The organism is Sorangium sp. KYC3313 (assembly GCF_052075895.1).
Classification (GTDB): Bacteria; Myxococcota_A; Polyangia; order Polyangiales; family Polyangiaceae; genus Sorangium; species Sorangium cellulosum_B.
Genome location: NZ_CP197255.1, coordinates 3,397,424 through 3,411,836 on the forward strand (window position 1 = coordinate 3,397,424; position 14,413 = coordinate 3,411,836).

Here is a 14,413-nt window from a genome sequence, read left to right on the forward strand (position 1 = left end):
TGATGTTTTGCCGAAATTTCAGGTTCGAAATCGGCGAGCGCCCCATCTGAAGTGAAATACGTTCGAATCGCGAATCCCGCGGATGGCACGGACGGTGCTCTATGTCCGGCCAGCGCTGCCGGCGCGGCCTTCCCCCCCCCGAGGCCCCGGCGGCGCTTTTTTTTGGAGTCTTTCCTTTCCGGGCCCGGCGCGGCGCCCGCGCACGCCCTGCGTTCCTCGTCCTGGGCGGCGTTCTCTGGTATCTCGCCCGTGCCGCGCAGCGCGCGGCCCTCCCGGAGCGATGCCCCTCCTCGCCGACGTCGCGGTGCCCGTCCCGCTCTCGCAGGCCTTCACCTACGAGGTCCCCGCCGCGCTCGCCGGCGAGGTCCGACCGGGGGCGCGCGTCCTCTGCGAGTTCCATCGGCGCAAGCTGCTCGGCGTGGTGCTCGCCGTCAGCGAGCGCAGCGCGGCCATCGATCCGTCCAAGATCAAGCCGCTCACGGCGCTCGTCGACGCGCGCCCGGCGCTGCCAGCGGAGCTGCTCGCCTTCCTGCAGGAGCTCGCCGCCTACTACTTCGCGCCGATCGGCGAGGTGATCCGCCTCGCGCTGCCGGCGATCGAGCGCGAGCAGGTGCGCGCGCTCAAGGCCCAGGGGGAGCTCGACGGCGTCCTCGACCTCGGCCGCGCCAAGCAGGTCGGCGGCCGCAAGGTCGCGTACGCGAGCGCGACCGACGTCGTCGAGGCGCCCGGCACGCTCCGCGGGCAGGCCGCGGCGGTGCTCGCGCTGCTCCGGGCGAACGGCGAGCAGCCGGTCGCGCGGATCGAGGAGCGCTTCGGCAACGCGCGCAGCGCCCTGAAGAAGCTCGCCGAGCGCAACCTCGTCGCCCTGGACGAGCGCGAGCCGCCGCGCGACCCGTTCTTCCGCAGCGCCGAGGAGCGCGACGTGCCCCCCGAGCTCAACGCGGCGCAGGCCGAGGCCGCGGCGCGCATCGACGCGGCGCTCGCGGCGCTGCCCGCGCCGCCCGGGGGAGGGGAGCACCCCGCGAGCACCCACCAGGAGCCCCCGCGCATCGCGCAGGAGCCGCGGCCGAGCGCGTTCCTCCTCTTCGGCGTGACCGGCTCCGGCAAGACCGAGGTGTACCTGCGCGCCATCAAGAGCTGCCTCGACCGGGGCCGCGGCGCGCTCGTCATGGTGCCGGAGATCGCCCTCACCCCGCAGCTCGTCGCGCGCTTCCGCGCCCGCTTCGGCGACGAGCTCGCCGTGCTGCACAGCGGGCTGAGCGACGCCGATCGCCACGCGATGTGGGCGAGCCTCCACGTCGGCAAGGTGCGCGTCGCCATCGGGGCGCGCTCCGCGCTGTTCGCGCCGGTGCCGGACCTCGGCCTCATCCTCGTCGACGAGGAGCACGACGGCTCGTTCAAGCAGGAGGAGGGCGTGCGTTACCACGCGCGCGACATGGCGCTGCTCCGCGCCCACCGCGCCGGGGCGGTGTGCGTGCTCGGCTCCGCGACCCCTTCCATCGAGTCCGTCGCGCTGGTGCGCCGCGGCAAGCTCGCCGAGCTGCGCCTGCCGGACCGCGCGCACCGCGAGGCCAGCCTCCCCGAGGTCTCGCTCGTCGATCTCCGCCGCTTCGGCGCCGGCCCCTCGGGCGATCCGCTGATCTCGTTGCCGCTGCACCGCGCGCTCGAGAAGACGCTCGCGGCGAAGGAGCAGGCGATCCTCTTCCTGAACCGCCGCGGCTTCGCCCCGAGCGTCGTCTGCGGCTCGTGCGGGACGCTGACCACGTGCGACGCCTGCTCGGTCGCGCTGACGTACCACCGCGGGCGGCGCCGCGACGCGCGCCCGCCTTCGCCGGGCGGCGCGCCCGCGCCCGCGGCGCCGCTCGACGAGCGGCCGGAGGGGGGGCGGCTGCGCTGCCACTACTGCGACTATGCGGGGCCGCTGCCGGACCGCTGCGGCGCGTGCGGCGCGCGGAACCTGCTGCTCGAGGGGCTCGGCACCGAGCGGCTCGAGGCCACGATCGCCGGCTCGTTCCCGGAGGCGCGCGTGGCGCGCCTCGATCGCGACGTCGCCGGCAAGGATCGCTCGCAGGCGATCCTCGCGAGGATGCGCGAGGGCAAGATCGACATCCTGGTCGGCACGCAGATGGTCACGAAGGGCCATGACCTGCCCAACGTGACGCTCGTCGGCGTGGTGAACGCCGACGCCGCGCTCGGGCTGCCCGACTTCCGCGCGGCCGAGCGCGGCTTCCAGCTGCTCGTGCAGGTGGCCGGGCGCGCGGGGCGGCGCGACCGCCCCGGCCGTGTGCTCATCCAGACGCGCAACCCCGAGCACCCGGCCATCGCGTTCGCCGCGGCGCACGACGTGCCCGGCTTTCTCGAGCGGGAGATCCGCGACCGCGAGGAGGTGGGTTATCCGCCCGCCACGCGCCTCGCGCTGCTCCGGATCGACGCGGTCGACGAGAGCGTGGGGCGCGGCGCCGCGGCGAAGCTCGCGGCCCACGCCCGCACCTGCCCCGAGGGGGTCGCCCGGCGCGTCGAGGTGCTCGGCCCGTCGGCGGCGCCGATCGCGCGGCTGCGCGGGCGCTACCGGTTCCGGGTGCTCCTCCGGGCGCGCGATCGCGGTCCGCTCCGGGGGGCGCTCGCGGCGGTGGCCGGGCTGATGAGGGATGGCCTTGACCGGAACGCCCGGGTGATCATCGACGTGGATCCGGTCGCCATGCTGTGACGGGCGATCCTCGGAGACGGGCGCGCTCGCTGCGCCGGCGGCGCTCTCTAGCCAGATCCGCGCGCGGCGAGCTCGCCGAGCTCGTCGCGCGACGCGCGCGAGAGCCGCTCGAACTCCGCGCCCAGCCAGTCGAGGAACGCCGCGTCCCACGTCGGCCCTTCCGGGCGGCACGCGACCGCTGCGGCGAGCTCGCGGTCCCAGCGGCCGTAGACGTCCCGGAGGAGCGCGTGCGCCCGGCGGCCCTCGGCGGACGCAGGATCCGCCTGGCCGTCCGCGCGCTCGGCGAAGGCGTCCTCGCAGAGGAAGTAATTGCATGTCGCGGCCCGCCGCTCGGCGGGCACGGAGCAGCCGCGCGCGCCGTGATAGACGCACTTCGATTGCCGCGGGGCCGTGCGCTCCTCCCGCTTCCGCACGCGCCGGAGCTCGAGTCCGCGGCTCACGGGGAGCAGGTTGCCTGCGGCGATCTGCTCGAGCAGCCAGCCACGGCCGTCGAGGGAGACGATGCGCCCGATGTCCGTCCAGTCGAGCTCGGGCGGGCTGACGCAGCACCCCGCGGGGCCCTGCGGGCACTGGGCGCACAGCGTCGAGTGCAGCCGGGTGTGCTCTCCTGAAAGCTCCAGACGGATCATCGAACCCCTTGCCGTCCCCCGGAGGGGTCGAGACACGCGCTCGCCACAGCGCACATCCTGCCAGCGAACGCGCCAGGAATGACAGAAGCGCCCAGCGGCTGCAACCGACGCAACCGACGCAACCGGCGCAACCGACGCAACCGGCGCAACCGGCGCAACCGACGCAACCGACGTTGACCCCGCGTCGATCCGAGCGGCGCCAGGGCGCCCCTCCTCACCGGCATAGCGATCGAGAAGCGCGAGAACTCGCACTCCCGGGCGCTCTTGGAGGAGCTGAATCAGTTATAGTAAGTAACGAACATCGACGTGCGCCCCCGCGCGAATGCAGGGAGAAGCGTGCGATCGTCCGTTTCCGGCCGCGGCGGGAGTTGATAGGCTGCGCCGGCCATGAGCGATGCGCTTCCCAAGGAGGTCGGTCGAGCCATTCGCGTGCTCCGGCAGCTGCACGGGCTCACTTACGCCGAGTTCGCCGAGAAAGCGCGCCTCTCGGCGACCTACCTGCGGCAGGTCGAGCGCGGAGAGCGCGATCTCGGGCTCGGCGCGCTGGCGCTCATCGCACAGGGGCTCAACTGCGATGCTCGGCTCCTCCTGCCCGGCGACGGGAGGAGCCCGGTCTCCGCGGTCGTCGCCGATCGCTTCGATCGCGCGCCCGAGGCGCTCCAGGAGGCGCTCCTCTTCCTGTTGATCGAGCCCGACGACTCGCCCAAGAAGCAGGCCATCCTCGCGCTCATCAACGAGGATCCGGAGTGCGCGCGGCTCCGCTCGCGGCCTCGGCCGGAGGAGCGCGGGTCGCGCGGCTCCGCCCCCTCGTCATCGAGCCGGCGCGGGCGATGAGCCCCTGAGCCGTCACGTCCGGGCGGGCCAGCCCGCGACGCGAGGTGGCCCAGCGCAGGACTCCGGCCGGCCGCCGCCCCGCGCCTCTGCGCCGGGCATCGACGCGAGGCGCCGCGTGGCCATCTGCTGAAACGCGGCGAGCGCTCGGCTCCGCCGCTTGTACGCCGTCGAGAGGGGGATCCCGGCCCGGCTCGCGAAGTCCGCCATGGGGACGCCGTCGATGTCGTGGGCCATGAGGATCGCGCCGAGCTCGGCGTCGAGCTCGCGCAGGACCGCGCGCGCGAACAGGCGATCGCACTGCGAGATGATCTGCTCCTCGGCCGAGGGCTCGTCGAGCTCTGCGTCGAAGTCGTCGGGCAACGGCTCCTCCCTCCGGCGCCGCTCGCGCAGCCCGTAGTGGGACGCCGCGTGGACGGCGATCTTGTTCAGCCAGCGGTCGGACGGCCCGAGCTCCGGATCGTAGTTCCCGAAGCTCTCATGCGCCGCGAGCATCACGTTCTGGGCGATGTCCCAGCGATCCCGGCGCGGGACCCCCAGGAGGCGAAGCCATCGCCGCACGAGCACGATCGTTTTCTTGTTGAAGATCCGCCAGTAGGCCCCTTCTCTGTCGTTCGGTGGCCCTGAACCGTGGCCTCCTCGCCCCGTTCCCGACATCGCGTAACGATCGTTATCACAAGAAACGGAACTTGCAAAAACTGGTCGGGGCGATCACAGGCGAAATTTGATCGAAAAAGTGGTCGAAGGTGTGTGCGTGTGGTCATCTCCTGCGTCCCCCTCCGCCTGCGCGACTGCGCGCATGCAGGCCGAATCGCTCGGGAAAGCGCCGCTGGACGATGGTTCTCGGGATGTAACGATCGTTCCTCACCCGAACCGCGCCAAGGGGCCTTCCGGCATCGTCGGTCACGATGGTGCTCCCGCCCGGCTGCTGCGGCGCGATCGACGCGCGGGCGGGCTCGGCGGCGGCCTGGTGCACCGCGGCGGAGGGCGCCTCCTCGTGCGGGTAGGGTAGGTAGGCAGGCGAGACAGGCGAGACGCCGCCGCTTTCCTCGCTGGACGCCGCCGCATCGCGCCGGTAGACAGGCGGCGCTCGATGCACAGCTTCCATCGAAGGATGCCGGCCCCACGGCGGAGCGGCGCGCCCTGCGGGGGGCGTGTCGCGACCGTCCGCGCGGGCGCTGGCGAGGCGCCCATCGCTCATGTCGGCTGACGCGGGGAAGCCAGGGACGGCGCGCGGCGACGACGCGGCGCCCGCGGCCAGCGACGCGGCAGAGGTGCCGGCGGCGCGCCAGCGGGTCGCCTACTTCGGGCGGCCCGGGACGTTCAGCCACGAGGTCGCGTCCCGGCGCTTCGGCGCGAGCGCGGACCTCACGCCCCGGCGCACCATCTCGGAGGTGTTCGACGCCGTGGCCGGCGGCGCGGCGGCCTACGGGGTCGTGCCGATCGAGAACGCGGTGGGCGGACCGATCTACGACACCGTCGATCAGCTGATCCGCCGCGAGGGCACGGGCGCCGCGCTCGTCGTGTGCGAGGAGCTCTCGCTGCACGTCACGCTGTCGCTCCTCGGCAGGGCGGGCGTGGCGCCGAAGCGCATCTATTCGCACTTCGTCCCGCTCAAGCACTGCGGCGACTGGCTGCGCGAGACCTACCCTGACGCGCAGATCCTCGAGGCCGAGAGCACCGCCGAGGCGGTCGAGCGCGCCGCGCAGGACGGCGAGGCCTGCGCGATCGGCAACAAGGGCGCGGCGGCCATCTACAAGCTGGAGATCCTCGTGCCGAAGCTCGGCGCGAAGGGCGAGAACATCACGCGCTTCTTCATCGTCGGGAAGGCCGCGGAGCCGCCGGCCTCGGGGGGGCGGACGCTGCTCCTGTTCGGGCTGGACCACCGCCCGGGCGCCCTGGTGGCGGCGCTCTCCGCGCTCGGGAGACACCACATCAACCTCACGCGCATCGTCTCTCGCGCGCTGCCGGACAGCCCTGAAGAGTACCTCTTCCTCGTCGAGTGCGAGGGCAGCACGGAGGAGCCTGCGTTCAAGGAAGCCCTCGCGTTGCTCGAGCAGCACGCGACCGGCGTGCGCTCGCTCGGCTCGTTCCGCGTCAGCCAGAAGTACGAGTAGGCGCCCCGGGCCGACCCGAGGACGATCGCCGATCCGCGCGGGCGCCGCGCGGCGCGGCCGGTGCGTCGGATGACCGCGGGTCCGCCGCGGCGGACCCGCGCCAGCCGCTCGTCGCGTGGGCGCCCCCACGTGCGGGGAGAACAACGCCGCTGCGAAGCTGGGAATATCTTCGCGCGGGGTATCCCGCGTGACTCATGCGCTCTTTTCAATAACCAGTTGCCCCTCGCCTGTGACTAGAACGCTCGACAGGTGCTGTCTCGCACTCCTCACTAGGTAGGGTGGCATGGATCTACATTGGCGATGGCTCTTCGTGATGGTGCCGGCGCTCATGGGTTCTCTGGAAGCGTGTGATGTGGACCCATGGGAATCGGAGTTGACGGTCGACAGCGAGATGCAGAGCGGCGGGGCGAGCCAGAAGCGCCTCCCCGCCGGCGCGAGCTGCAGCTGCGATGCGGACTGCGACGGCGAGGCGGCCGTCTGCATGCTCGGCATCTGCATGCAGCGTGCGGAGGGGCTGTGTACGGCGCCGAACAGCGAGCAGGGCTGCGCGCCCGGCTCTCGCTGCTTCAACACGGACATCCTGAACGACGCGGGTGTGTGTTATCCCCTCTATGATCCAGGGACCTGCGATGGCGTGCAGAGCCGTCATGGCCTGTGCTCTCCCCGGCGCGGCGACGGGTGCAACACGGCCTGCGGCGCGGCGTGCGCGGAGGATACGGTCGGCGCCGGGGAGATCGGCGCGGCCTGCGACGCCGACGAGGCGTGCTCGCTGCGCGGCGCGACCTGCTATCGTGACGAGGATCCCTCGGCGCCGAACGGCTGGGTGGAGGGGTACTGCCTCGCCTTCGACTGCGAGAGCGATGACGAGTGCGGCCCAGGCGCCGGCTGCTTCCCCGCGGCGGAGGGCGGCTCGCCGGTGTGCATGAGCACCTGCGGCAGCGATCTCGACTGCCGGCCTGGCTACGTGTGTCACACCGTCGACGGCGAGGGCAGGTCGGCCTGCTTCGCCGGCTGCGACGGCGCGTCGACGTGCCCGGAGGGCACGACCTGCCTCGGGGAGCTCTGCGTATCGGACGATGTCGCGTGCTCACCCGACGTTCCGTCCGGCTGGTGTCCGGAGGGCAGCTCCTGCGATGGCGGCGAGTGCCGCAAGGGCCCCTCCGCCTGCGGCGCCGAGGGCGACGTCCTCGAGCCCAACGACGACCTGGCAGAAGCCGTGACCGCGCCCACGGGCGTCACGAGGGACCTCACCCTCTGCGAGGGGGACGAGGACTGGTTCAAGATCGTGGTGCCGGCGCGGACCATCGTCCGCGTGGGCATCCGGTTCCGTCAGGCCGCCGGGGACATCGATCTGGTGGTCTATGACGGCGTGGGCCGCCTGCTCGGCGCGCGCGACGGCGCGCAGTACCCGTACTCGTACCGCGATCAGGAGACGGACACCGAGTTCTACGGGTTCTACTCCGAGCGGGGTGGTGCCGAGTACTTCGTCCGGGTCGTCGGCCACGACGGCGCGCAGAACGTCTATGGCCTGGACGTCACGTCGACTCCGTATGTCGACGGCCCGAGCTGCGTGGGCGCCGGCTTCTCGTTCGACGAGTGCGCCGGCTTCGGCGAGCGCGGCGGCGGGCTCTTGCCGTTCCCGTTCCCCGACCCCGACGACTCGGTGGTCGGCGGCGGTTACGTCTGGGAGACGTTCAGCAATTACCGCTTTGCTCGGCGCGAGCTCATCATGCTCGTCAGGGACGCCCTCGCGGAGACGCTGCGTGCGTTCCCGGGCACGACGCCGCTCTCGCTGATCGACGTCTGCCAGATCAACGGCGTCACGCCCGGCTACGACGTCGACAGCCCGCGTCACCCCGAGTCGACGCACGACCAGGGTGGCAACATCGACATCGCCTATTTCCAGACGGACGGATCGAACGATGGGGAGATCATCTGCGGAGACGGGTCGAAGCACGAGGACGGGTACTGCTCTTCGGCGGCGAAGCGGAAGCACATCGTCGACCTCGAGCGGGAGGCGTTCTTCATGGCCAGGCTGTTCCGCTCGCCCCGCACGCGCGTCATCGGCGTGGACAAGGTCATCGCGCCGTTCCTGTCGAGGACCGCGGCCAAGCTGAACGCCCTTCCGGCCCGGGATCGGCGGAAGATCACCGACGGCGAGCTCGCGAGCTTCTCGGACCGGATGGCGTACGGCGAGGGGTGGCCATATCACCACCACCACATCCACCTCAGCATGGACTGGTGGCCCAAGAAGGCCGCGGCCGGCGGCGGCACGCCGGAGGCGTCGCTCGCGGCGCCGCGCGCCATCCATCGTTCGCCCGCGCTCGCGTCCGAGCAGCGGATGGTGTGGTCACCCCGGCCCGCGATCGTGCGATGAAAGGTCCCTTGCGCGACTCGGATCCCTCCTGGAAAAGTGCGCTGTATCCATAACGCACTCACGCATCGAAGGATGCCTCGTCTTGCTCCACGGCCGCTGGCTGCGGGGCCTTCCACCAGGCGACGCGCGACAAGCAACCGATGCCGGCCTGAGCCATGGGATTCCCGGCGTTGTTCGAGGTTCTTCGCACGTGGATCCAGGGTGGCGTGAAGGCCCCTCGTCACCCTCGATACCTGACGCGCCGATGCGCGTGAAACAGCGGAGGATAACTACATGAGGGCGGGAATGTAGGATCAGCTCGGGTCCCATCTTCCACGCCCCGCGCCGCCATGCTTTACTGTCGCCGTTCTTGGGAAGATGTTGCCGCCTTTTCGGCGCCTTGTCCGCCGGACGGACAGGTCATCGACCACCTGAGGAGAGCTGCTTTATGAGCAAGGAACGAGATACCGAGACCCAGGGCCCGTTGTTCAAGGTCGTTGACCGGCGGCAGGCGCTCCTGGGGCTGGGAGTGATTGCCGTCACCGTGTCGTGCGGAGATGGCGGCGAGTCGGATGACCCCAGCGGCGCCGGCGGAGGCTCTGCGAGCTCCGGGGGCAACGGGACCACGAGCTCGGGCTCGGGTACGGGAGGTGGGGGGGCCGACCCTGCCTCCACCACGGCGGGCTCGGGCGGCGCGGGACCGGCCACCTCCACCACGGCAGGCACGGGCGGCTCAGGCGAGGGGGGCTCCGAGCCGGGCGCGGGAGGCGCGGGAGGTAGCGGCGGCAGCGGCGGCGGCGACGGCCTCCAGGCGCCGCCGTTCGACAACGTGCCGATGTGCAGGGCGATCAACAAGACGGACGGCGCCGGCCAGGGCCCCTTCTTCATTCACGAGCTCGAGAAGAACGACGACATCTCCCTGGTCCGACAGGACATTCGTGGTCGCTACAATGAGAGCGCGCCAGAAGGTGTGGAGATGCACCTCCACCTGCGCGTGGTCGACCTGAGCGCGCCCGACTGCGATGGCAAGGGCGTCGGCCTGCCCGACGTGGACGTCTACATCTGGCACACGGACGGGCAGGGGTTCTACAGCGGCTTCGGGACCAGGGGTACCGCCAACGAGCAGAAGCCCGACGCGCCCTACGCGGGCAGGCCGGGTCAGAACGATCTCACCAACACGGACCGTTTCTGTCGCGGCGTGCAGACCACGGACGCGAACGGCGTCGTCTCGTTCCGGAGCATCTTCCCCGGCTGGTACAACGGCCGCGACGTTCACATCCACTTCGTCTGCTTCAAGAAGGGGTCGATGTCGAAGGGTCGCACCACGTACCAGGGTGGAGACCACATCTTCACGACGCAGTTCTACTTCGATCCCGCCTTCACCGACTCCGTTCATACCAAGTACGAGCCGTACAAGGCGCGCACCACCGGCAACCTGGCGAATTACTACCAGGGCGCCATCAAGGCCGACGAAGCGGGCAACAGCGGCCTTCGTGCCAAGGCCGTGATGGACGGGGACATCGTGATCGCCCAGATGCAGATCGCGGTGAATCCCGGCTAGCGCTGCTGCGCGAAGTCGCCCCGGATCGGCAGAAAAACCGCCATGGCGCCGGGGCCGCCGAGGAGAGAGAGAAAGTGCCGTCGCGGCGTTTTTTCCTCTCATTTCCCTGGTTCCTTGGCGTCCTTGGCGTCATGGCGGTTCGCTTTCCTGTCCGACGTCCCGCAGGAGTGCTAGGGTCGGGGCCATGAGACGTGATGGCCCTGACGCCGCTCCCTCGTCGATGGCCAGCGAAATCGGCGGCTGCTTGCTACGGCAGTTCGAGATAGCCTGGCAGCTCACCAGCTTTCACCTCGACGGGCTCTCCACCGAAGAGTGCTTGTGGCGCCCCGCTGACCAGGGATTGCACGTTCGTCAAACCCCCGATGGCGAGTGGCGCGCCGACTGGCCGGAGCACGAGGGATACGATCTCGGCCCGCCGAGCATCGCGTGGCTGACGTGGCATCTCGGCTTCTGGTGGTCCATGGTGCTCGACCACGCCTTCGGCGACGGCGCTCTCGCTCGCGAGAACGTGACGTGGCCTGGCAACGCCGACGACGTGCGCGCGTGGCTCGGAGGGCTTCAGGGCCAGTGGCGAGCGGTGATCGAGCAGGCGACCGACGACGACCTGCGCTCGACACGACGGACGCGATGGCCTTTCCAGGACCGCCCGTTCGGTGATGTCGTCGCGTGGGCCAACGTCGAGCTCACGAAGAACGCCGCCGAGATCGGCTATGCACGCTTCCTCTACGCACGAAGGCCGCGCAGCTAGGGTGCGAGCTCGCGCAGCTCCAGGAGGCCCGATCAGGGCGTGATCGTGATCCGGTCGAGCGCGGGCGGGGAGATAGGAGAGCTCGCCGCGAAGTAGTCCCGCAGCGCGTCCAGGTCCAGCGCGCCGCCGAGCCGATCGGTGCCGTCGTTCAGCACGGTGAAGCCGTCGCCGCCCGTCGCCAGGAAGCTGTTCACCGTCACCCGGTAGGTCCGCGCCGCCTCGATCGGGACGCCGTTGATCCGGATCGAGGCGTTGTCGACCTTCGCGCCGATGGGCGCGCTCTGGCTGTAGGTGTACGTGAAGCCGCCCGAGACCTGCAGGATCAGGCTCTGCAGCGCGCCCCCCGCGTCCAGCCGGAACTGCTGCTCCAGCAGCGTGTCGATCTGCGTCCCCGTGAGGGTCATCACGACAAGGCTGTTGCCGAAGGGCTGCACCGCGAACACCTCACCGAACGTGACCACCCCGTCGCTGACCTCGGTGGACGAGGCTGCGTAGATGAGGTCCGCGCGGACGCCGCCCGGGTTCATGAACGCGATCTCGGCCCCGCCGGTCCTCGCGTCGCGCGTGGCGGCGAGCTGGGCGTCGGCGATCACCGCGCCCATCGTGAACAGCCCGGCGCCCATGGCCGGGACGGCGCGGTCGAGATTCGCGGTGATGGTGCCGACCTGCACGTTGGCCAGCGGCGCCGCGAGGTCCTTGTAGCGCGTCACCAGGGTGCTCACGCCCGCGTCGGGCGCTTCGCGCGTCACGATGACGTTGTTTGCCGTCTTCGCCGTCACGTCGCCCGTGCTCTTGCTGATCTCCAGATCGATGTCCGTCACCAGACGGCCGAACGACGCCGCGCTCGTCACGATCTTGTCGTCGACGATGCAGTTGTACGCCTGATGGGTGTGCCCTGAGACGATCACGTCCACGGCAGGGTCGATGTTCATGGCGATGTCGACGATGGGGCCAGAGAGGCCCGGGCACTCGTTGAAGAGGCCGGCGGGGAGCCCTCCCTCGTGGAGCAACACCACGATCGCCTCGATGCCCTGCGCCTGGAGCTCCGGGACGATGTCGTTCACCGTGTCGACCTCATCCATGAACGACAGCCCCGCGACGCCGATCGGCGTCACGATGGACGGCGTGTCCTCGAGTGTCATGCCGATGAAGGCGACCTTCACGCCGTCGAACTCGCGGATGTCGTAGCGCGGGAAGAGCGTCCTGCCGGTCGTCGTGTCCACGACGACGTTGGCGGCGAGGAACTTGAAGCTCGCGCCCGGGAAGAAGGTGCCGTCCGTGCAGCCGTCGGCCGGGCTGCACCCGCCGTACTGCATCCGGAGGAGCTCCGCTGTGCCCTTGTCGAACTCGTGGTTGCCGACGCCGTTGATGTCGAGGCCGAGGAGGTTCATGGCCTCGATCGTGGGCTCATCGTGGAACAGCGCCGACACGAGCGGGCTCGCGCCGATGAGATCGCCGGCCGAGACCACCACGGTGTTCGGATTCGTGGCGCGGAGCGCGGCGACGCGGGACGCCAGGTAAGTGACGCCGCCGGCGTCCACGGTGGTGTTGGTGGGTGTGGCAGGCACGGTGATCCTGCCGCTGCTGCCTGTGGGGGGCTCCAGGTTGCCGTGGAAGTCGTTGAAGGCGATGATCTGCACGCTCACGGTGTCGCCGCCGGAGCCGCCAGCGCCGCCGGTGCCATCCGAGCCGCCGGTGCCATCGGAACCGCCAGCGCCGCTGCCTCCGGAGCCACCGGAGCCGGCTGTGTCGCCTCCGGAGCCGCCCGAGCCGGCAGCGCCGCCGCCCGAGCTGGTACCCGCCGCGCCGCCGCTGCCGCTGGACACCGAGGCGGTGGTCGTCCCCTCGTCATCGCCGCAGCCCGCGCCGGCGACCGGTGGCACGCACAGCGCGGCTCCGAGGAGCGTGACCCGCCACGCCTGTGCGTATCGCCCGAGGACCCACGAAGCTCCGCTCGATCTCATCTCTGCTCCTCCACGCCGCAGCGCTCGCCGCTCCATGGTGTCACATGCTGGATTCCCCTGGAAACGTCCATGTGAACGCCGCGCGGCGGGCTCATGGCCGGCCGCGGCCGCGGCTCCAGAACGCGACGACGTCCTCTGGCAGCTCGCGCTCGCGCAGGACGCGGAGGTCGTCGGCGTCGACGCCGAGCACAGCAGGAATGCCGCGGCTGCAGTGGCGGGACCACATGCTCAGCGTGTAAGCCCCCGTGTCGCGGATGAGCACGAGATCGCCAGGCGACAGCTCCGGAAACGCGAGATCGCGGGCCAGCACGTCGCCGCCGAAACAGAGCGGACCGCCGAGGGTGCACGGCGAGAGCGGCCCCGACTTGGGTTCGGCCTCGGGATCGAGCGCCATGAAGTCATGGTGCCAGTCGTCCGGGTGATACGCGCGGCGCAGCAGGAAGTCGGCGCCGAGGTGAAGGATCGCGGTGCGCCCGGCCGAGTCCTTCTTCACGTACTCCACCCGCGAGACCGCGAAGCCGCAGCCCGCCTGGATCCAGCGCCCGAACTCGGTGATCAGCGCGGTCCCCGCCTCGAAGAGCGTCGGCACCTCGCGCCGCAGCGCGGCCGCGTAGTCCTCGAGCGCCGGGGGGCGGTCCGTGCTCCGGTAGGCGACCGGCAGGCCGCCGCCGATATCCATGGTTCCGGCGGCGAGCGGGCCCATCGCGCGCCGGAGCTCCTGGCGCAGCGCCTCGACGCGGCCTATCCCGTCGATGAGCTGCGAGAGCGCGCACCCCTGCGAGCCGACGTGCACGTGCAGCCCGGCGAGCCACGGGTACCGCGCAAAGGCGGCGCGCACGGCGTCGGCCTGTTCGAGGGGGACCCCGAACTTGGAGCGCCGATCCGCGACGCTGGTCAGGGCGATGCTGGAGGCCCCGACCTGCGGGTTGATGCGCAGCCCGATGCGGCTGGCCGTCCCCCCGTGACCGACGAGCTCGTCGATGCGTCCGAGCTCGTCGAGGTTGTCGGCGTTGAGCCGCACGCCCAGGCGGAGGGCCTCCGCGATGTCGGCGCGGGACTTCGCGGGAGAGTCGTAGACGATGCGGTCGGGCGGGCAGCCGGCGGCCAGCGCGAGCTTCACCTCCTCGAGGGAGGCTGCCTCGAGCCCCGCGCCGCAGTCGACCGCCGCCCGCAGGACCTCGACGAGGGGGTTCGCCTTGATCGCGACGGTGTGGAGGGCGCCAGGCGGAAACGCCGCGCCGATCCGTCCGATGCGCGCCCGCATGCGCCCCAGGTCGTGGAACAGGACCGCCGGCTCCACATCCATTCCGCGGCGCCGCGCCTCGCGGAACGCGCGCGCCATGCTCCCGGGATCCAGCCGATCCGTGTCGCTCATGGAACCTCCCTACCGCAGTCTGGCGCCCCGGAGGGCGATTGTCCGCCCCGCGCCGGCGCGGCGAACGGCAGAGGTGCCCTGTTTCCTCGAAATTTCGTGACGTTCAACAGGCAGCGGGCAGGCGC

At 71.1% G+C, this 14,413-nt stretch carries 10 protein-coding genes; 6 read left to right on the plus strand and 4 right to left on the minus strand.

Annotated elements, in window-relative coordinates:
- Window positions 1-280: 280 nt before the first annotated feature.
- The gene (gene priA / locus ACSRUE_RS13275; protein WP_437764512.1) at window positions 281-2,707 is read left to right on the plus strand and encodes a replication restart helicase PriA; all 2,427 of its coding nucleotides are present in this window, start codon (window positions 281-283) and stop codon (window positions 2,705-2,707) included.
- A gap of 47 nt (window positions 2,708-2,754) precedes the next feature.
- Here the strand turns inward: priA and ACSRUE_RS13280 are convergent, their stop codons facing one another.
- The gene (locus ACSRUE_RS13280; protein WP_437764513.1) at window positions 2,755-3,336 is read right to left on the minus strand and encodes a hypothetical protein; all 582 of its coding nucleotides are present in this window, start codon (window positions 3,334-3,336) and stop codon (window positions 2,755-2,757) included.
- 387 nt (window positions 3,337-3,723) lie between these two features.
- Between ACSRUE_RS13280 and ACSRUE_RS13285 the strand changes: the two genes are divergently transcribed.
- Window positions 3,724-4,170 carry a helix-turn-helix domain-containing protein gene (locus tag ACSRUE_RS13285; protein ID WP_441291304.1) on the plus strand — a complete coding sequence of 149 codons (447 nt, stop codon included), beginning with the start codon at window positions 3,724-3,726 and terminating at the stop codon, window positions 4,168-4,170.
- 12 nt (window positions 4,171-4,182) lie between these two features.
- Here ACSRUE_RS13285 and ACSRUE_RS13290 read toward each other — a convergent pair whose 3' ends face one another.
- Window positions 4,183-4,728: a sigma-70 family RNA polymerase sigma factor gene (locus tag ACSRUE_RS13290; RefSeq protein WP_441291305.1), complete on the minus strand. Its 546-nt coding sequence runs from the start codon at window positions 4,726-4,728 to the stop codon at window positions 4,183-4,185.
- 638 nt (window positions 4,729-5,366) lie between these two features.
- Between ACSRUE_RS13290 and ACSRUE_RS13295 the strand changes: the two genes are divergently transcribed.
- The 4 genes from ACSRUE_RS13295 to ACSRUE_RS13310 all read left to right on the plus strand — a co-directional run bounded on the left by ACSRUE_RS13295 (window position 5,367) and on the right by ACSRUE_RS13310 (window position 10,949).
- Window positions 5,367-6,284, plus strand: coding sequence for a prephenate dehydratase (locus tag ACSRUE_RS13295; RefSeq protein WP_437764515.1), 918 nt, complete (start codon window positions 5,367-5,369; stop codon window positions 6,282-6,284).
- A 283-nt stretch (window positions 6,285-6,567) separates the two neighbouring features.
- The gene (locus ACSRUE_RS13300) at window positions 6,568-8,661 is read left to right on the plus strand and encodes a PPC domain-containing protein (RefSeq protein WP_441291306.1); all 2,094 of its coding nucleotides are present in this window, start codon (window positions 6,568-6,570) and stop codon (window positions 8,659-8,661) included.
- Between the two features lie 427 nt (window positions 8,662-9,088).
- Window positions 9,089-10,201, plus strand: a complete 1,113-nt coding sequence (locus ACSRUE_RS13305; RefSeq protein WP_437764517.1) for a hypothetical protein — start codon at window positions 9,089-9,091, stop codon at window positions 10,199-10,201.
- Between the two features lie 184 nt (window positions 10,202-10,385).
- A complete protein-coding gene (locus tag ACSRUE_RS13310) occupies window positions 10,386-10,949 on the plus strand; it encodes a DinB family protein (RefSeq protein WP_441291307.1) in 564 nt (187 codons plus the stop codon).
- Between the two features lie 32 nt (window positions 10,950-10,981).
- Here the strand turns inward: ACSRUE_RS13310 and ACSRUE_RS13315 are convergent, their stop codons facing one another.
- Together ACSRUE_RS13315 and ACSRUE_RS13320 are read right to left on the minus strand one after the other, a co-directional pair.
- On the minus strand, window positions 10,982-12,913 hold the full coding sequence (locus ACSRUE_RS13315) for a bifunctional metallophosphatase/5'-nucleotidase (protein ID WP_441291308.1): 1,932 nt from the start codon (window positions 12,911-12,913) through the stop codon (window positions 10,982-10,984).
- A gap of 91 nt (window positions 12,914-13,004) precedes the next feature.
- Window positions 13,005-14,288: a diaminopimelate decarboxylase gene (locus ACSRUE_RS13320; protein ID WP_441291309.1), complete on the minus strand. Its 1,284-nt coding sequence runs from the start codon at window positions 14,286-14,288 to the stop codon at window positions 13,005-13,007.
- Window positions 14,289-14,413 lie beyond the last annotated feature (125 nt).